Here is an 18088-nt window from a genome sequence, read left to right as displayed (position 1 = left end):
GTTGAGGGCCGTTAGAGCCTCCGAAGCGGACGTCTACCGCTACGGCTCGGCGGTCCCGGCTGAAGGGCGGGCTAGCCGCGCGCGGCCAGGCCGCGGATGTGATCCCCGAGACGGAGGGTGAGGGCAACGATGGTACTCACGGGATTGGCCGTGCCGGCATTCGGGAAGGTGGCGCCGCCTGAGACAAAGAGGTTACGCGTGCCGAAGACGAGGTTGTTGGCGTCTACCACACCGGATGTCGGGTCGGACCCCATGCGACAGGTTCCGGACGTATGTGACCGCCACCAGGGGAACTTCTCGCGTCCGCTGCCTTCGACAGCGCGCAGGTCCGCTCTGGTCTCGGCCACGAAGGCTCTGCAGCGCTGGAACGTGCGCTGGTCGCGGTCGGAATAGGTAAGTCTGAGATCCGGCAGGGGCAGGCCCCTCGAGTCCGTGGCGCTGTCGCCGAGCGCCACGCGGTTTTCGGCCTGGGGCTCGATCTCCGGCTGCACGCGCCACCGGAGCCTGTCGGAGTCCAAGACGTCCAATTGGTAGTGTGCGGCGTTGAGTCCCTGCTTGCGGTAGAGATCGTTGAGGGCATAGGTCCTGTAGCTGCCATGCGTGACATTGATGGGCCTGGACGGGACGAGGCGAATCTGAAGGCTCGGGTGGACCGCGAAGTAGCGCCCGACCTGACCGTGCCGGTTGCCGAGACCTTCCCCGTCCGGCGAGCGCGACAGTAGGAGGAGTCTCGCGCTTTCGATGGCTCCGGCGGCCACCACGAAGTAGCGTGCGGAGATCTTCCGCACATCTCCGCCCGTGATGGGCCGTGCCTCGAGGTGGTCCACGGTGGCGCCGTCCTGGGTGACGATGCGCGTGACCTGGAGACCCGGTAGCAGGGTACCCAGAGGGTGGGCCTCGAATCTGGAGAGTTCGTCCTGCGCCAGCCGGACCGGGCGCCCGCTTCTTCTGGACCGGGGCACTCGAAAGAACGGGCGAGGCGCACCTTCGACCCGTACGTCTGGGTTGCCGGGGGGCTGGCGGAGGGGCACGGGGTAGGGGCACTCCCGCGGGGGCTCGGCCGCCGGCACCACGTCACCGCCCCGCACGCTCAGGAGCTGTTCGGCCTCGCAGTAGTAGGGGACGAGGTCTTCGTAGCTGATCGGCCAGTTGGTCCACAACCCGTGGTTCGTCCGCATCCGAAAGTCGCTGGGCCAGAGTCTCGTCGAAACGCCGCCCCAGAGCCTGCTGGTTCCTCCGACCCCGATGGCGCGCGTCGAGTTGAGCGGGTACTGCACCTCCCCGCTGTTGCGATAGGCGAACAGATCACCGCGGAGATCCTCTCCGGAGTCCGTCTCGGGTCTCGGGCCCGCTTCCACGATGATGGTGTTGAGCCCCGCGTCGGCAGTGCGGAGCGCCAGGTGCATGCCGGCGAATCCGGACCCGATGACGCAGACGTCCCAGGGCTCCGGATGCCGAGGGCAGGCAAGGGTCGATGCCGCCAGTGCGCCCGCGCCGGCGAGGAACTCCCGTCGTGTGATTGCCATGCGCTTGTCCTCCATCGGGCAGGGTTGGCCGTCTGGAGTCCAGCCTATGGCTGGCTTCCCGAGCGCCGCACCACTTGTGAGGGTAGGGCCGTGGGCTCAGATGTCTCGGTTGCGACTCAGTCGTCGCTCTACCCAAATTCGAGGCACCTCGAACGAGAAGTCGCCACGCCGGCGAAAGCGCTGCCCCATAGAGGGGGGTCTTTGCTCTCGGCTTCGGAGGTCAATGCCGGGATGAGTACTCTGTCACCGCTTTTCCCGGCGGAGGCGGACACTCGTTTCGGCAGAGTCCCGCCCCCGCTTGTTCAGTCAGGCGCCGGGTGTCCGTCGCCTACTTCTGACCGCCGCCGACATCCACCATCTGGGGATCGAGATAGAAGTAACTTCCGGCGAACTCGACCGAGAGGGTGTAGCTATAGGTGCGCTTCACCGTCGCCTCTTCGTGCTTCACAACAACGTCAGCGGGGCTCACTCTCCACTTGAGATCGAGCCGGTCGGTTTCCGGCCCCATCGGGTGGATGGTGAGATCGTGAAACCGCCACGGCCACACTACCTGAGCTGCTACCTTCTTGAAACGAAGAACCGCCCCTCCCATGGGAACCTGGATGTCGCCCTTGGTTGGCTGGCTCCCCGCGTAGTCGGAGAACAGCTTGATCTCGAAGATCTCGTAATCCCCGGTGGGTTCGATTGCGGCATAGAGTGTGATGTCTGCTGGTTGCTCTGTCATCTGAGTTCCTCCTTCTGTTAATTCAGGTTCTTGACTTGCGTCGGTGAGTCGGGCCCCGGAGAGCTAGTTCATGGCCACACCCCCATGTCACGGCACAGACGCTCGAACGCTCGGCGGCGGAAGCCTTGCCTGTGCAGCTTGGCGACGATGGGCCTCGCTTCCTCGATCCGACCGAGCCGCAGCAAGGCCTGGGCTCGGGTCGCGCCGTGCTGTGGATCGGACGACTCGCCGTTTGCGCGTTCGATAGCTTCGAGGGCACGCGAGAACGCTGCCGCGGCCTCGTCACCGCGCTCCAGTTGAAGATGAACCTCTCCGAGTGCCAAGAGACTGTGGCTATAGAGCCTCGGCATGGTCGAGTCACCCGGATTGTCCTCCAGGATGGCCCTGGAGATTTCCGTGGCCTCCGCTGCTTTCTGCAGAGCTTCCTTGGCAAGGCCCCGTTGCCAAAGAACATTGGCGAGACCTGTGCGGGCGTGCGCCAGCTCCCACTTCCAGTTGGTGTTGCTAGCGTCGATGGCGATCAGGCGCTCTAAGATCGCTTCCGCGGCTCGGAGGCGTTCCTGCCCTTGCTTCGACTCTCCGAGGTCTACGAGCGCGTTGCCGACCCGGGTATGAGCGACCGCCAGCTCGCGTTGCCAGGTCGAGTTCTCACCGTCGTGCTCGACGAGAGCCTGGTTGATCTCAAAGTACTCCTCATACCTGGGCAGGGCCTCGTCCAACCGGCCCGTTATCTCCAGAACCCATCCGATCTTTTCGTGCGCGATGCCGAGCAGCCACTGCCGGCGGGTGTTGGCCGGTTCCGCCGCCACCAGCTCTTGCAGGATCTCGAGGTTGGCTTGGTATTCATGCAGGGCGCCCTCGAGGTCTCCACTCGAAAGTAGCGCCCGACCGAGCCAGACATGGCTCCCGGCAAGGTCCGTCTGCCACTGGCGGTTCTCGGGCTGTTCGCTGACCAGCCGGCGCTTGATGTCCACGGAAGATCGAAACTCGTCAGCCGCGGCGGCGAGATTCCCCGCGGCGCTCAGCACCGAGCCGATGTTGTTGTGAGCGTAGGAGAGCTCGAGCTGCCAGTCGAGGTTCTCCGGGTCGCGTTCCACGAGCTCGCGCGAGACGTCCAGGTACGCTCGATAGCTCCCCAGCGCACCCTCCAGATCGCTGCGCTTCCAGTCCACGAAACCGACCCAGAAGTGCGCGGCTCCCAGCCAGGCCAGCCAGTCACCGTTGTCCGGCTCGCGCTCGGTCAGGTCCCGGGCGAGACCCAGGGACTCATTGAAGGCTTCCAGTGCGGCGGCGAGATCGCCCTGGTCCATTCGCACCTGGCCGATCTGGGAGAGGGTCTGAGAACGAAACAGTAGCTCTTTCGAAGTCAGCTCGGCCGCCGGGACGGCCGCGAAGTAGTCGAGCGCCTTGTCACCGATGGTGTCGAGCACCTCGAGCCGATTGACCGGCGCAAGCTTGGAGCGCAGGTCGCCGATCATGAAGCCGATCAAGTCCTCCGCCTGGTCGCGGCGCCGAGTGGCCTCGTCGCGCGCCACCTTGAGATCGAAGGTGTACTTGGCGCCGCCCAGCGCGAGCAACGCCAGGACGGCGGCGGCGATCAGTCGGCGCAGGCGGCGCTTGGGCTTGCCGCGGACCCAGCGCAAGCGCTCGAGGGCCTCGACCGCCGTCGGTCTGGCCGCCGGTGCGGCGGACTTCATGCGCCCGATGAGAGCCGCCAGGTCCTTGTCGACGCCGGTGGCGGGAAGCGTTTCGGCCCGGCGGGCGCGGCTGAGGATCTCGACCGAGTCGAGGCCGGCGGGGTAGGGAGAGGCGCCGGTGAAGAGCGCCTGCAGTAGGAGCGCGAACGAGTACATGTCGCTGGCGGTGGTGACCTCCTCGCCGCTCGCCTGCTCGGGGCTCATGAAGACGGGCGTGCCGACGAGCTGGCCGCGCCGGGTCCGAACGCTCGGTTCCCGGCCGGCCTCGGGGCCGCCGAGCTCCGGCATCAGTGCCGTGTCGGCCGAGGATTCGTCCGGGATGGCGAGGGTCCGGCCGTCCGGTGCCGCGACGGGCTCGGGCGCGTCGAGTTCCGGCGGTTCGGGCCCGGTCGGTTCGGGGCCGGTCGATTCGCTGGGCGCGGGCTCGCCCGAGCGCGCCAGTCCGAAGTCGAGCACCTTGGCTTCGCCCTCGGGCGTGACCATGACGTTCTGCGGTTTGAGGTCGCGGTGAACGACGCCCTGGCCGTGCGCCGCTTCGAGCACGGCGGCGATCTGGATCGCCACTTTCATCTTCTGAGCCGGCTCCAGCCCCTCGGCGATGGCCTCGGCCAGATCGCCTCCCTCGATCAGCTCGAGGACCAGGAAGTCGCTCTCGTCGCCTTCGATGTAGTTGTGGATGCGGCAGATGTTGGGATGCTCGAGCTGGGACAGGATGCGGGCTTCGCGTAGGAAGCGGGCCCGGGAGCCGGCGGCGAGGCGGTGCCGGGCGCGAATGGCCTTGAGCGCCACGCGACGCTGCAGGGTCTCGTCAAAGCCCACGTAGACTTTGCCCATCCCGCCCCGGCCCAGGAGCTGGAGTACCCGGATCTGGCCGACGCGCTGGCCGACGAGCGGGTCGGGGGCGGGCGCGGTCTGGGTGCCCCTGCCGTCGCCGGTACCGGCGACGCCGCGCGCCTCCGCTCGCACCGCTTCGCCGATCGCGTCGCCGTGGTCGCCCGCTTCGAGGTCGTGGTCGAGAAGCGATTCGACCTCGCGGCGCAGCGCGGCATCTTCGCCGCAGTTGTCGTTTAGAAACGCCGATCTCTCCTCGGGATCGAGGAGGACGGCGGCGGCGAAGAGTTCCCGGATCCGGGACCAGCTGTGAGGGTCCATCTGATTCTCAGGCCTCGGCGTTTCCAGCCGCCGGTGCCAGCTCCCGGCGCAGCCAGGCTCGGGCGAAACGCAGGTCGCGGTCGACGGTGGCGGCCGAGACCTCGAGGGCGTGCGCGATCTCCTGGTAGGTCAGGCCGCCGAAGTAGTAGAGCTCGACCGCCTGGCTCAGCCTGGCGTCCTGTTCGGCCAGGCGTCCGAGCGCCTCGTTGAGGTCCAATACGTCGCTCGCCGGCTGCTCGGGCTGGCCGTGGCCTTCGGACAGCGTGACCATGACCGCGCCACCGCCGCGCTTCTCGGCGCGGCGGGCCCGGGCGTGGTCGACCAGGACCCGGCGCATGGTCCGGGCGGCCATGCGGTAGAAGTGCACCCGGTCCTGCCAAGACAACTCGAGGTCCACCATGCGCGCGTAGGCGTCGTGGACCAGCTCGGTCGGCTGCAGGCTGTGGCCGGGTCGGTCGCGCCGGAGCTCGCGCCGGGCCAGGCCGCGCAACTTCTCGTAGACGAGAGGCACGAGCTCCTCCAACGCCTGCTCGTCACCATCTTTCCAGTCCCGCAGCATGCGGGTGATTGTTTTGGGCGATTTAGGTATGACCTCCCCCGGACGCTCGAGGCGCCGCGGGCCCTCCGACGGTCTGACAGTGACTTGCCAAACGTAGCCGAAACCGTGGGGGCGCGCAACTGCGAGATTCAACTGCATTATTTCCTCTCTATCCCTAAGAAGGCGCAAAAACGCCGTGAAGAACCTCATGGCTCTGGGGTGCCGGCGCGAGATTGCTCTGCGACAGCAGGTGGGGAAGCCCGTGCGAGGCGGTCACGGATGGACCCTGGCCAAGGTGTAAGCACGTGTGAACAAATTCATGAAGCTCCCGGTAGGGAGGACCTAGACTCATCACATGCGCTGGAAGGGGCGAGCAGTAGCTGTCGGAGCCGCCTGCCTTTTGGCCGTCGGGATCCTCGCCTGCGGCGCGCCGGTGGTCGAGGAGACGGCCGGTGACTCGCCCGCCGAGGCGGTCGAGTCGGCGGAGAATTCGGTTGCCGATGCGACGGGCGAGCCGGCTGCTGGGCCCGGACTCGAGCGCTCGCGCGACTACCGCACCGAGGTCGCGGCCCGGTTCCTGGGCGGTCTGCAGCGCGACCTGACGCCCGCCGAGGTCACGAGGGTCAAGGCGGCGACGGTCATGGTGCGCTCGCCGCGGGGGTCGGGGAGCGGGTTTGTGTTTCATCGCAATGGCGACGGCTCGCATCTGGTGGCCACGAACCATCACGTGGTCGATGGGCTGGAGGATTTCGGCTCGACGCTCGAGGTGGTGCTGGATTCGGGCAGTCCCCGGCAGGAGCAGCTCCTGGCTCAGGTGGTGGCGATGGACCCGGACGTGGATCTCGCGGTGCTGAAGATCCAGGAGCCCGAGCGGCCCCGGGAGGTTTTGGCTCTGGCGGTCGACGATGCGGTATTCGAGACCCAGTCGATCGTGGTCGCGGGCTTTCCATTCGGGGAGATCCTGTCGCGCTCGGGTCTGCCGGCGCCGACGCTCGGCAAGGGCTCGGTCTCGAGCCTGCGCCATGATGACCGGGGTGAGCTCTTCCGGGTGCAGCTCGACGCGGATGTGAATCCCGGCAACAGCGGCGGCCCGGTGGTCTCGGGTGGCGGCCAGGTGGTGGGGGTCGCGGTCGAGTCGGTCTCGGCGACCAACATCTCGTTCATGGTGCCGGTGTCGCGGCTGCACGATCTTCTGAACGGCTATGTGGTGGCGCTTCGCTATGAGGTCGAGGGCGGCGCCCGCGACAAGCTGGTGACGATCGAGTTCGACACGCGCGATCCGATGGCGCGGATCTCGGGCTTCGGGGTGAACCTGGTGGCCTCCGAAGGCGAGATTCCCCAGGTCGAAGCGGGCGAGGCGGTCCCGCGAGTGGGGAGCGAGCTGGCCCGATCGGCGCCACAGGGCGAGACGACCCAGCTCCGGGTCCGGGTGGCTCGCCAGCCGAGTGACCGGGTGTTTCTCCAACCCTGGTTTTCGAATCCGCGCGGCGGCCGGAACTTCGCCCCGTTCCGGGTGTCGCTCCTGGATTCCGGCCGGCAGTCGGGCGAGCTGAAGTGGAACGCCGAGGTCGAGCAGGGGTGGTCGGACGAGAAACCGAAGTGGGCCTCGGGCGGTGGCGTGCCGCTGACCGGCGACTGGCTCGAGCCGGACCCCGATGCCGGCGACGGCACTCTGGCCGGCGATCCCGAGGCGATCCCGGACGTGATCGCTCAGACTTCGTTCGCGCCCAAGAAGACCGCTACAGTGGCCGATGCCACGGCTTCGCTACTGCTCGAAGACGCCAAGAACCTGCTGCCGCACCTACTGTGGTCGTCGGACCAGAACGCCTTCTTCGCCCTGACCAAGGTGGGGGCGCTGCATCGGGTCGCGCTCGACGGTTTTCGTGAGACCCACCGGGTGCGGTTGTTCGAGGAAGCCTCGGCGATGGCGCAGAGTGCCATGGGCCTGGTGGTTGCGGTGCCGGGAAGCCAGCTGGTGCGCGTGATCGCCGAGGACGGTCTGCGGACGCTTCGAACGATCCGCGTGCCCGGCGTGTCGCAGCTCGTCTCGTCACCGCAGCTCAAGGTGGCCTATGCCGCCGACGAGAGGAGCCCGTGGGAGCTCTCGGTCGTCGATCTGCACCGGAAGCGAGTGGCCCGAACCTACGCGGCGCGCGAGGTCTCGCAGCGCTTTCGGCACCTGATCCGCCGTCATCCTGATGGCGTGGTCCTGAGCGAGTTCGACGCCCTGACGGTGTCACCCGACGGCAAGTACCTGTTTGCCGAGGGTTTCGAGTGCCTGCACCGCTTCCGCATCAAGGGCACCAGCCTGGAGTACGAGGAGATGGGGCCGAGACTCGGCACGGGGCGGATCGAGATCAGCCCGGATTCGAAGTACCTGACGATGGTCGGCAGCTTGTCGTCGAATGCGATCAAGAACCATCCGAGAATCAAGCAGGGCTCGCTGCCGATCTACCGGCTGGAGAATCTCCAGGATCCGGTGCGGGTGGTGGAGGTGGGAATCCATCCCCGGGCCCTGGGCTTCGACGTCGCCCGCGGCAGGCTCCTCGGCCACGACCACAACCGCCCGCTCTTGGTGCTCGGCAGCCGCTCCGAGCCGGAGCGCGAGTACGCCCTGCCGGTCGCCAGGAACTCCCGCGTCCGTCAAATCCTGCCGCACCCGGTTTACTCGGGCGCGCTGGTTCTGACCGACAAGGAGCTCTGGTGGGTCGGGTGGGGCTAGGGCCCCGGATCGTCGGTCACACCGGATCTCCGAAAATGTCGAGCTCGATGGGCTCGCCGCGCCCCAGCTCCTTGATGCGCTGGCCTTGGGTCGCACCGTCGCCGGCGACGACTTAGACCATCTGGCTTTCGTCTCTGTGCCAGCCGATCATCCCGTGCGCGTCGGCCAGGGTGTGTCGGATGCAGATGTGGATCGGCCTTTTTGACGTCGAGAAGCTCTCTGTGTTAATACTCTCCGCAATGTTCCTGTCGATTCGCGCAGTGGGGGGGCTCGTGTGCCTCGTCTTGGCCGTCGTGAGTGCCGCTCCGGTGGCGGCTGCCGACACCGGACCGCTCGCCCAACCGGCTGTTGACTACTCGCGAGATCCCGGAACGCTGCTGGTCTCGTTTCGAGAGGTCTGGCCGGAGTTTCGGGACCAGGATCCGACGCCGCTGGTGCGCGTTTTCGGCGACGGCCGCGTAGTGGCCTACTTCGCGGCGTACATGAACCGAGCCGGCCAGTACGAAATGCGGCTGCCTCCCGATGAGCTCGAAGCGCTGCTTCTCCAGCTCACGCCGGTGCTGCTGGCCTTTGATGAAGAACAGGTCAAGAGAGACAGGCAGGCGGCGGAAGAGCTTCTGCGCGCGGCGGCACTCGCGGCCGAAGAGCCGACGCTCTTCTATGTCGCCGACGCTGAATACTCGAACTTCCATCTGAATATCGAGGGCTATCGGCCGGGTGGAGAACCCGGGCTGACGATCTCCAAACCCGAGCTGGACAGGACCTGGCGCGGACTCCGGTTCGACGCGGAAAGATATCCCGAGCTCGGGGCGATTCAGGATCTGTGGCAAGTGGACCAGGCCTTGCGGGCGCTCACCGAGCGAGACGAGCTGGTGCGAGTCGAGTCGGTGCCATGACGATGCGTAGGGGCAGAGGAGCTCTCAGCGCCAAGCTCTCGCTGTGTGTCGCGGCGGTTCTCTTGCCCGCTGCAGCCAGCGCCGGTTCGTTCGTATTTGCCGGTGAAGCCAACGGGTTGGACGTCATTACCCATCCTCCCGGATATACCGGCGTAGGCGGCGTGCTCGATGTCGAGGTCTGTATTGACTCAACTGCCGCGAATGCCGCGTTGATGGCGATTCCGGTGCAGAACATCGTGTTCGAGATCAACAACATGACCGCGTCGACGCCGAACTTGCTGTTCGGTGGCAACAACAACATTCCGGCTGGAGTCGTGGATTTCGAGTCGCTGACTCTTCATGAGCTCGGGCACTGCACGGGGCTGGCGCATCCGAACCTAGGTTTTGAGATGGGAGTCGTCGAAGGCGCGAACACGAACTTCACCCAGGCCACTGACGGCGCGAACAATATGTTTGCTTTCGACGCCGGCGTTGACACGGTGATCGGCACAAGTGACGACCAGCGGGGCGACGACCAGAACCTCCATTGGTTCGAGAAGCTGGTCAACAACCCCTGCATCGGCGTCGCGAATCCCGAGTCGAGCAACTACAGTCGGCTGGTGGCGGACCTCCCGGGCGGCCACGACTTTGCCGCCAACGCCAGTCGCGACGTTTGCTCTGCTGTGTCCGTGGCTGACACCGAGGCGGTGATGCAGCAAGGTCAGGGCTCGGACGAGGATCAGCGATCGCTCCAGGCCGACGATGTCGCGACCTACAGAATGGGAATGACCGGGCTGGACGAGATCGCCGGTACGGCGGACGACTACACCATCAACATGGTGTATGGCGGGATCAAGGCCGACACGAGTGGCTGCGACATCGTGATTCGGTCGGCGACGACCGGCTTCGGGTCCTGTTCGTTCGGAGGGTCCTTTATCGGCGCCAGCGATCACATAAGGATGACCAACCCCACGTTTTCCTACAATTCGAATCTCACCTGGTTTTTCAATCAGGTCTTGAACTCGGGCTGCTCGGTGGGCGACATCGATCTGACCTTCACGGGTACCCACAACAACACCCAGAACCACGAAGCCTGCAACAGCATCACCTACGGTCCGAGCTACACGGTCGGCGCCAGCGGCGTGGTGACCGCGACCGCACCCTCGGTGATCCTGGCCAATGGCACCATGGTCATCGGCCAGTTCACAGCGGATAGCTCCGTTCCGTAGGCGGCCGCCTGTCCGGCGCGGGCATCGGGGTACGCTCAGAGCCAGTCGGCGATGCGGTTCCATTCAATTGAGGTGCTTGATGGCTAGTGACGCACTCAACCGAGTACGGGTGGTGATCTTGTTTTGTTCAGTAGTCCTCTCTACGCCGGCTATTGGCTCAGACCTCGTAGAACGAGTCCTCACATTTACGCCGGACGGGAAGACCTGTGTTGACTGCGACAATGGGAAACAGGAGAAGAAGCTGGCAGAGGTCGTCGCTCACCGGCAGAATCTGAACATCGCCAAATGGCTCTTCGAAACGATGAGCGCAAGCGATCAGCGTTTCGAAGCCCGTTTCCAACGCTCCGGTGAGATAGCTGCCTACGAAGCCCTGTTTGGCCTGCTTGAGGTACCTGGTGGGGTCCTTTTTCGTCTCGGAACCGCAGAGATCGCCTACGAGCGAGCCGAGTGCTGGATTCCCGACTGCTACAAGTTTCTCCTTTCCATGAGGGATAGGACTCGACGTTGGCGATGGCGGAGACGGGTGTCCTGGCTTCAGTTTCCCATTCATCCCTTGTTGACTGATCGGGGTGTCATGATCCTGACGGAGAAGGGCGGCTATCCAAGCACAACGCACTTGACGGTTATCGAGCCGAGTAGCGGAAGGCTCCCTGCTGACGAGGTGCCACCCTTTTCTTGAACGTCTCCTGGGCTGAGGACGTAAGGCACACATTGTGTTAAGATCCTGTCGTGAAGTACTTCTCCTGGAGTGTGGAGAAAGGCAACCAGCTACGCCAGGAGCGTGGCATCACGTTCGAGGAGATCGTCTTTCACATTGAAAGGGGCGATCTGCTCGACATCCTTGAACACCCGAATAAGGAGCGATATCCGAAACAGCGTGTCTTTATCGTCGAGGTAGAGGCATACGCTTATGTCGTTCCGTTCGTAGAGTCCGAGACCGAGGTGTTTCTCAAAACAATCATCCCCAGCCGGAAAGCGACGAAGAAGTACCTGGGAGGCTAGTTCAATGGCTAAGCTAGACAAGGAAGAACGCGACCTCGTGCGAGCGGTCGAAGCCGAAGAATGGCAACCGGTCCGCAATCGGAAGAGAGAGATGGCTCGCTACAGCGAGTACGCCAAGGCTACTTTTCGAAAGGACCGGCGCATCAATATCCGGATTTCCACCAAGGATCTCGAAGCTCTTCAGCTGAGAGCGTTGGAAGAGGGGATCCCCTATCAGACCCTGGTCTCGAGCGTTTTGCACAAGTACGTGTCGGGGCGCTTTGAAGAGCGCGGCGCATAGGGCCCCGGCTAGTCTTGCGAGGGCGGCAACACCCCGTGAGGTGGGAGTAGCCGCCGCTCGCTCACATCGCGAGGCAGGTAGCGGTAGAAGGCGACGAAGAAGTTGAGCATTGCCGCGACCGCCGCGGCGACGATCGGCAGCGACAGGAGCGCGACCGCTGTCGACCTCTCGGTCAGCCAGCGCAGCTCGCCCGAGTGCTCTGACAAAGGGGTGCCAGACGCTTCTTGAGGTTGGGTACTCAGCCGATGGATGAGAAGGTTCCAGCCCGAAAAAAAGGTTCCCCCCGATAGAGGTACCAGCCTTTTCTTGATCTTCCCAAAGCCCAGCGGAGTCCAGCCCGGGGGCCTCGCCATGCCTTAGAAGACGCAAAGCAACCGCTTCTTCTTGCAGAAAAGGGTGGCACCCAGCGCCAAGAGCCCCGGGGCGCCGGCGGCGCCCCGGGGCTTCTCGCATCAACTTCCACGCAATCGGCTAGAGGAACACTGCGAGTGCGTAGATCTTGTTCTGGCTCTGATTGGCGACGTACAGCGTACGGCGCGTCGCGTCGTAGGCCAGGCCCTCGATCCGTTGGGCCCCGCCGCCGGGGACCGTGATGATCCCGCGCACGTGGAGAGTCCACGGATGGAAGACGGTGACCTCGCCGGTTAACGAGTTGCCGCTAAACAACCAGCCTCCGCCGAACGTGAGCGCGCGGCAGGGGCCACCGGGAGGTGGATACGACCGCACCACCGCACCGGTCGGAGCCCACAGAATGTGGATCCGGTTGATGGTCGAGTAGAAGAGCCAGGGACCGGCCGCCGCCAGACCCTCGCCGCGGCCGGCGGGAGCCGGGATGGAACCGATCTGTGCTCCGGTGAACGGGTTGATCCGGTTGATCGATCCGGCGCCGACGGTGACGTTCGCCACGCGCAGGGCGGCGCCGTCCCAGGCCAGGCTGCCGATGGTGTCGTTGGCCACCGGGTCCACGGTGCGCAGAACCGCCCCGGACCATGGGTTCATGAAGAACACCTGCTCCGAATAGGCCTTCTGAGTGAGGAAGGCCAGCGCCGGCCTGATGCCGAACCAGGGCACCTGGATCTTCGGCACGAACGACAGACCGGTCGAAGATCCGGCGTTAGGCTGCGGATACTTCAGCTCGCGCAGGAGCTTCCACGGAATGGGAGGCGCCGGCGTCGCCTTGAGTGCGCGGTAGGCGTTGATGCGCCCGGCACCGAGCTTGCCGACCAAGGTCGGGTTCTTCGCGTAGACGTCGTCGCAGGTCGTCTCGATGATCGAGCGGACCTGGGCGTTGGTGAGGCTCGGGTTACGAGACCAGATCAACGCCGCCAGACCGGCCACGTGCGGTGAGGCCATCGACGTTCCGTCCAGATAGCCGTAGGTATCGTCCGGCATGGACGAGTAGACGTTCACACCCGGCGCCGAGACGTCCACCTCGGGGCCGAAGGCCGAAAAGTTGGGCTTGACGTCTTGCTGATCGGTAGCGGCGACGGCGATTACCTCGGGGTAGACCGCCGGATAGGTGACGGCACCGTAGCTGTTGCCCGCGGCGAAGATGACCACGACGTTGTGCGCCACCGCGTTCTGGATGGCGTTGTGGACGCCGGCGAAGTTGCCACTCATCTTCCAGCTGCAGTTGATGACAAAGCGCAGCTCGGGATGGGTCGCCGCCTGCTCGGCCACGTAGTTGATGGCATCGGCCCGGTTGGCGTTCATGCCGGAGATCAGCTTGACCCGCAACGGCATGGTGCGGCAGTGCGGAGCCACTCCGACCACTCCCTGGCCGTTCTCCGGTGCCGTGGCTGTTCCGGCGACATGACTGCCGTGATAACCGGAGTCCCAGGGCACGTTGTCGGTGGGGTCAGCGAAGTCCCAGTCCTCAGCCCCGCGGGGGAAGAGGTTGGGCGCCAGATCGGGGTGGTCGAGGTCGGCTCCGGTGTCGACGACCGCGACGACGACCCGATCCGAACCCTTGGTGATGGTCCATGCTTGCGGAGCGTCAATGTCGGCGTCGGCCAGCCCCGCGGTGCCGTTGACCATCTGTCCGGTGTTGTGCAGACCCCAGAGCTTCCCGAAATGGGTGTCGCTCGGCAGGGCCAGGACATCCTCCTCTTCCTCGAAGAGGAACTCGGGAAGTGCGGGAACCTCGATCCCCTCCTCGAAGCCGGTGAGCTCACCGAATTCCGTGATCGGCAGTTCGCCTTCGGCCAGGCGCACGGTTGGCTCGGGGGCCTCGGGGGGCTTGGCCACTTTCACCGGTGGCTCGGCTGTCGCCTCGACCAGCGTGTCGTCGAGACCGACCTCGCTGGGCTCGGCGAACGCGACCTCCTCGAGCTCCGAGAATGCTCGCAAGGTCTCGAAGAGGCCCTTGTCCTTGGGAACGCTGAGAGTGAAGTAGCCCGGCGTTCGCTGCTGGACCACGACCCGGCACCCTTGCGCTTCGATGATCTCCCGAGCCTGTTCGGGCGTGATCTCTCTCTGGAACTGAACGGTCAGCTCGTCGGGTAGAAAGTAGCGCCGATTGTCGGCTTGGTCGAACAAGACGGGCAGTACGTTGGCCACCTTGTCCTCGGCTTCCAGGGAGTCCATCGCCTTGGCGGTCGTTTCCTCCTCGCCCAGACGCAGAATCGCGAACCCGCGATCCGACCGCGCGGCCAGGGGCGTGCTGGTTGCCCGCATCGACAGCGTGCTCGCGGCGTCGGCGGCCTCCAGCTCGTCGAATGTCGCCACGACCTCGTCCTCGGACGGCCTGAACTCCAGCTCCTCGGCCATGAATTTGTTCGTGTAAACGAACTTGGTTTCCTTTTTGACTCGTTCTCGTGTGATTGGCATGTCGCTCTATTCCTTCATCGGGGTGTGGCACGGACAGGGCCACCGGTTTGTATCTCTCATGATTGCGGAGACGGAGACGGCCGCCGATCGGGAGCCCGCGGCGATCGGGCACTTCGGTCGGGGGGGTGCCCGAGCCTGTTCACTCGGTGGGAGCTGCCCCGGCATTGCGATCTCGCTGGTTGACACCGCCACTTCCTCTCTTGCTCGAGGGAATGAGACGCCCTTCGGCAGCCCGGCGGTCTTGGGATCTTCGTGGCGGGGGGCCGTCGCGGAGAAACGAGGATCCGTAGCTTTGCGACCCTAGTCTTTTGAGCTAGGTGAGCCCTTGTCGGGGCAATGCTCTTATTGCCATATCCAAATGGCTTTGGGAACACCCGCACGGGCAGTCGACGACCACCCCTCGATGCGGCGACGGTTCTTTGGCGGGAGGCGACAAGTATTTGGCGCGCCCCGAGATCTACGACGGCCGTTTCGTTTTCTTGTACGCGACCGCAGTCACGCCGGTCGTTCTCAGAAAGACGCGCTCGAACGAGCGAACACTGCCATAGCCGACCTTGCGAGCCACCTTGGTGACCGGAAAATCTCTTTCAGCGAGAAGCTCCTGCGCTTTGGTCACGCGAACGCCAGCTAGCCAGTCCCGAAACCGAACGCCCGTCTTGCGGTGAAAGAAGTCGGAGAACGCCGTCCGTTCCATGCGGGCAACCCGGGCCGCATCCGCCAGGGTGAGTTGTTCCGAATAGCTGGAAAGCACGAACTCCCGAACCCGCGCAAGGCGCGGATAGTAGCGAAAGGCCGCTTCGTTCAGGGGCGCGGCTCTAGAAAAGGTGAACCACCTCTCTCGTTCCGGTCTCTTCCTGCACCACGAAAGTCGACATGTCGACTCGAGTCGGCTCGCCGGACGCTTGCGGGAAGTCATCCGCTTTGGCCTCATCGGGCACAGAAACAGCTGTTCCGGGCTGCCCGGTGCTCTCAGCGATGCCAGGTAGGGACAGCTCTCGTCGCAGCGACGAGCGCGGTGGACCTCCCGGCCGTCTAAAACGCTCCAGCAACACCGGCCGACGACCTCGGAGGGCGGATAGCCGAGGCGCTGTTCTGCGGTCTCGTTCCAGGCGATGATCTTGCCCCCTGAGTCGGCCGCGAAGGTGGCATCGCCGGCAAGCTCGACGGCTCTTACTCGCGTTCATGAATGTCACCTCCTTGTCGAACGGAGCACTCACGCGGGCTCCGACAACCCTTCGGCAACTCGGCGGCCTGGGTTTTCCCAGATGTGCCTTTGTCGAGGCAATCCCTTCCTATACCTTGCGATGGGACAGGGCAACACCCGAAAGGGTGGGCGTGTCAGGGGAGAGCCGTCGGAGGGGCCGCAAGACCCTAAAGAGCCGCCGTCCGTCGTTAGAGACGCTTCGAGGTTTCGGTGCACCCAGGTGCCCAGACTTGGAGGGACGCTGGCCGGAGTTCGAATCCCGTACGGTCTACCATCCTGAATCTAACGAGTGTCACCATCCGAGCCTTTCGAGCTCGGCCCGTATACGGGCAGGACTGAGCTCGGCCGACGCCAGCTCTCGTGAGGTGACGCAGAGGCCGGCGACCACGCTGGCGACCTCGAGGCACCGGCGCACCGGCTTGCCGTCGAGCCAGGACGAGAGGAAGCCGGCGAAGAAGGCGTCGCCGGCGCCGTTGGTGTCGACCCGCTCGAAGCCACCGGCGATGGGCTGCTCCGCCCACTGTCCGTCTCCGCTTAGGACGGAGGCGCCCTGGCGTCCGTGGGTGCAGACGACGAGCGACTTGCCGGCCGCGACCTGAGCCTCCATAAAGTCGCGGTAGCCGGGCAGCTGGTCCGAGCTCAGGAACAGGACGTCAGCGGCTTCCACGAAGTCGCGATGGTAGTCGGCGTGCCCGTCGTAGTCGTGAATGTCGCACCAGATCGGCCGATCGAGTCCCTGGGCCAGCGGGATCAGGCGTCGACAGTAGTTGTTGATGCCGAGCACGAGAACGTCGTGCTTCGCGATCGCTGCTTCGAGGCGCTCTAAATCGAGGTCGGGGTCGAGGGTGGCAAAGGCCACGTAGATCGAGATGCGGCCGCCGTTCTCGTCCATCAGGTTTAGGTGGCGCTCCGTACCTTTGGGATCGATGTCGAGCAAGAACCGTACACCGGCCGAGTCGAGCCGCTCGCCGTGTGACACCGAGGTGCCCTGCAGCGAGCGAAGATGCCGGGCCTAGACTGTTCTGCGCTGCCGCGCCTTGGAAAGGCTCTGATGTCGGTACCGGCGTGTCAAGGGTGCGACTGTGACCTGACCCCACCAACCCGTCCGATGAGTGAGAGCTAGCCGCCGCTCCTTCCCGCTCCGAACAAGAAGGCTGCGATCAGCAGCAGGCGAAACGCCTGCCAAAAAGTGATGATGTTGAGATTGAAGACGTCAGGCATGGTGATGTTCCAAAGCCACTGAAACAGTGCAATTGCTAACGGAATGAGCACCAGGGCTGCGAGGACAGCGAGACCAACCATCAACGGCTCCATGGGTTACCTCCTTTTCAGGTCGAAATCGAGAAGGCGTCGACTAGCGAAAGCCTATTCAGAGTTGCTAAGCCACAAGTGTAGCGGAGTGTGTCGGCGGCTCCTGACCGCGTCTGGAGTCGAGCTAGGATGTACTTGCAGGCGTCCTCGCGGTGGCCCACACATCGGCACGATCCCAGCGACTGCGGCAGCGCTCACGTCGTAGCAGCCGCAGCCTTTGGCCAGAGTCTTACGGCGTTTTGCACAAGTACGTGTCGGGGCGCTTTGAAGAGCGCGGCGCATAGGGCCCCGATAGTTACGGCTAGTCTTGCGCGGGCGGCAACACCCCATGAGGTGGGGGTAGCCGCCGCTCGCTCGCATCGCGAGGCAGGTAGCGGTAGAAGGCGACGAAGAAGTTGAGTATTGCCGCGACCGCCGCGGCGACGATCGGCAGCGACAGGAGCGCGACCGCCGTCGACCTCTGGGTCAGCCAGCGCAGCTCGCCCGACTGCAGATAGAAACCCAGCACGATGAGGTTGAGTAGCACGATGACCGCGGCGCCGGCCAGGGCCGTCGTCGCGCCACCGCGCAGCCTGGGTCGCTCGGTCTCGTCCATGTCGCGGCGGTAGACGGCGAAGAACAGAACGACCGTCAGCGCGCTCAAGAGGGGCGCCAAGGGTGCGACCAGTGGTGATCGCGCCAGCGGCGAGAATACTCCGATCTGGAGGACCTGCAACAGCGCGCGCAGCGACGGCAGAAGCGCCACCGCCGCGCCCGCCGCGGCCAGCATCGAGACCTGTCGCAGGGTCCGGCGCTCTACCCGGGCTATCTGGCGGAAGAAACCGACGAAGAACAATAGCGCCGCGAGGTCGCTCAGCAGGTGGACGATGATCGCCGTCCACGCCATCGAGGCACCCTGGCTGGCCCCGGGGAGGAAGGTCGCCAGGGTTCGCAGGAAGAAGACGCAGCAGATGCCGACAATGACCGCCAAGGTAACCGGTCTGAGGTTCATCGTGACGT

The 18088-nt window shown here is 64.8% G+C and carries 15 protein-coding genes, 1 pseudogene and 1 riboswitch; of the genes and pseudogenes, 5 read left to right on the top strand and 11 right to left on the bottom strand.

The window, feature by feature from the left end:
* Positions 1-71 precede the first annotated feature (71 nt).
* The 4 genes from GY769_18405 to GY769_18390 form a co-directional block, all read right to left on the bottom strand.
* Positions 72-1526: a GMC family oxidoreductase gene (locus GY769_18405; protein MCP4203893.1), complete on the bottom strand. Its 1455-nt coding sequence runs from the start codon at positions 1524-1526 to the stop codon at positions 72-74.
* A 328-nt stretch (positions 1527-1854) separates the two neighbouring features.
* Positions 1855-2250, bottom strand: a complete 396-nt coding sequence (locus GY769_18400) for a hypothetical protein (protein MCP4203892.1) — start codon at positions 2248-2250, stop codon at positions 1855-1857.
* 68 nt (positions 2251-2318) lie between these two features.
* Complete coding sequence (locus tag GY769_18395; GenBank protein ID MCP4203891.1) at positions 2319-5099, bottom strand: protein kinase; 2781 nt, start codon at positions 5097-5099, stop codon at positions 2319-2321.
* Positions 5100-5106: 7 nt separating this feature from the next.
* Positions 5107-5658: a sigma-70 family RNA polymerase sigma factor gene (locus GY769_18390; GenBank protein MCP4203890.1), complete on the bottom strand. Its 552-nt coding sequence runs from the start codon at positions 5656-5658 to the stop codon at positions 5107-5109.
* A gap of 334 nt (positions 5659-5992) precedes the next feature.
* On the opposite strand from GY769_18390, the gene GY769_18385 reads away from it, so the two are divergent.
* From GY769_18385 to GY769_18365, 5 genes are all read left to right on the top strand, one after another.
* Complete coding sequence (locus GY769_18385; protein MCP4203889.1) at positions 5993-8359, top strand: trypsin-like peptidase domain-containing protein; 2367 nt, start codon at positions 5993-5995, stop codon at positions 8357-8359.
* Positions 8360-8544: 185 nt separating this feature from the next.
* Positions 8545-9255: a hypothetical protein gene (locus GY769_18380; protein MCP4203888.1), complete on the top strand. Its 711-nt coding sequence runs from the start codon at positions 8545-8547 to the stop codon at positions 9253-9255.
* Positions 9252-10463, top strand: a complete 1212-nt coding sequence (locus GY769_18375) for a hypothetical protein (protein MCP4203887.1) — start codon at positions 9252-9254, stop codon at positions 10461-10463. The genes GY769_18380 and GY769_18375 overlap by 4 nt, the downstream gene beginning before the upstream one ends.
* Positions 10464-11192: 729 nt before the next feature.
* Complete coding sequence (locus tag GY769_18370) at positions 11193-11465, top strand: DUF4258 domain-containing protein (protein MCP4203886.1); 273 nt, start codon at positions 11193-11195, stop codon at positions 11463-11465.
* 4 nt (positions 11466-11469) lie between these two features.
* Positions 11470-11745 (top strand): antitoxin, encoded by a 276-nt coding sequence (locus GY769_18365; protein MCP4203885.1) that lies wholly within the window; start codon positions 11470-11472, stop codon positions 11743-11745.
* Between the two features lie 8 nt (positions 11746-11753).
* On the opposite strand, the gene GY769_18360 is transcribed toward GY769_18365, so the two are convergent.
* The 7 genes and pseudogenes from GY769_18360 to GY769_18330 form a co-directional block, all read right to left on the bottom strand.
* The gene (locus GY769_18360; GenBank protein ID MCP4203884.1) at positions 11754-11951 is read right to left on the bottom strand and encodes a hypothetical protein; all 198 of its coding nucleotides are present in this window, start codon (positions 11949-11951) and stop codon (positions 11754-11756) included.
* A 265-nt stretch (positions 11952-12216) separates the two neighbouring features.
* Positions 12217-14574: a S8 family serine peptidase gene (locus GY769_18355; GenBank protein ID MCP4203883.1), complete on the bottom strand. Its 2358-nt coding sequence runs from the start codon at positions 14572-14574 to the stop codon at positions 12217-12219.
* A gap of 223 nt (positions 14575-14797) precedes the next feature.
* Positions 14798-14908: riboswitch (cyclic di-GMP riboswitch) on the bottom strand.
* Between the two features lie 123 nt (positions 14909-15031).
* Entirely contained in the window at positions 15032-15490 is a 459-nt protein-coding gene (locus GY769_18350; protein ID MCP4203882.1) for a helix-turn-helix transcriptional regulator, read from the bottom strand.
* Between the two features lie 93 nt (positions 15491-15583).
* Positions 15584-15748 (bottom strand): annotated as a pseudogene (locus tag GY769_18345) (PAS domain-containing protein).
* 322 nt (positions 15749-16070) lie between these two features.
* Positions 16071-16757, bottom strand: coding sequence for a carbohydrate kinase family protein (locus tag GY769_18340; protein ID MCP4203881.1), 687 nt, complete (start codon positions 16755-16757; stop codon positions 16071-16073).
* A gap of 140 nt (positions 16758-16897) precedes the next feature.
* On the bottom strand, positions 16898-17092 hold the full coding sequence (locus tag GY769_18335) for a hypothetical protein (protein ID MCP4203880.1): 195 nt from the start codon (positions 17090-17092) through the stop codon (positions 16898-16900).
* Positions 17093-17390: 298 nt separating this feature from the next.
* Positions 17391-18080: a hypothetical protein gene (locus GY769_18330; GenBank protein MCP4203879.1), complete on the bottom strand. Its 690-nt coding sequence runs from the start codon at positions 18078-18080 to the stop codon at positions 17391-17393.
* Positions 18081-18088: the final 8 nt, after the last annotated feature.

This window comes from bacterium (assembly GCA_024224155.1).
Lineage (GTDB): Bacteria > Acidobacteriota > Thermoanaerobaculia > Multivoradales > JAHEKO01 > CALZIK01.
Note: the sequence above shows the minus strand (reverse complement) of the source record. Positions and strands in the feature narration are given on the sequence as shown.

What these genes read in the sequence shown, in the direction of transcription:
- GY769_18380 (MCP4203888.1), top strand. Translation starts at nt 8,545, where the DNA reads ATGTGGATCGGCCTTTTTGACGTCGAGAAGCTCTCTGTGTTAATACTC.
- GY769_18365 (MCP4203885.1), top strand. Translation starts at nt 11,470, where the DNA reads ATGGCTAAGCTAGACAAGGAAGAACGCGACCTCGTGCGAGCGGTCGAA.
- GY769_18400 (MCP4203892.1), bottom strand. Translation starts at nt 2,250, where the DNA reads ATGACAGAGCAACCAGCAGACATCACACTCTATGCCGCAATCGAACCC.
- GY769_18355 (MCP4203883.1), bottom strand. Translation starts at nt 14,574, where the DNA reads ATGCCAATCACACGAGAACGAGTCAAAAAGGAAACCAAGTTCGTTTAC.
- GY769_18350 (MCP4203882.1), bottom strand. Translation starts at nt 15,490, where the DNA reads ATGACTTCCCGCAAGCGTCCGGCGAGCCGACTCGAGTCGACATGTCGA.
- GY769_18405 (MCP4203893.1), bottom strand. Translation starts at nt 1,526, where the DNA reads ATGGCAATCACACGACGGGAGTTCCTCGCCGGCGCGGGCGCACTGGCG.
- GY769_18395 (MCP4203891.1), bottom strand. Translation starts at nt 5,099, where the DNA reads ATGGACCCTCACAGCTGGTCCCGGATCCGGGAACTCTTCGCCGCCGCC.
- GY769_18375 (MCP4203887.1), top strand. Translation starts at nt 9,252, where the DNA reads ATGACGATGCGTAGGGGCAGAGGAGCTCTCAGCGCCAAGCTCTCGCTG.
- GY769_18335 (MCP4203880.1), bottom strand. Translation starts at nt 17,092, where the DNA reads ATGGAGCCGTTGATGGTTGGTCTCGCTGTCCTCGCAGCCCTGGTGCTC.
- GY769_18385 (MCP4203889.1), top strand. Translation starts at nt 5,993, where the DNA reads ATGCGCTGGAAGGGGCGAGCAGTAGCTGTCGGAGCCGCCTGCCTTTTG.
- GY769_18330 (MCP4203879.1), bottom strand. Translation starts at nt 18,080, where the DNA reads ATGAACCTCAGACCGGTTACCTTGGCGGTCATTGTCGGCATCTGCTGC.
- GY769_18390 (MCP4203890.1), bottom strand. Translation starts at nt 5,658, where the DNA reads ATGCTGCGGGACTGGAAAGATGGTGACGAGCAGGCGTTGGAGGAGCTC.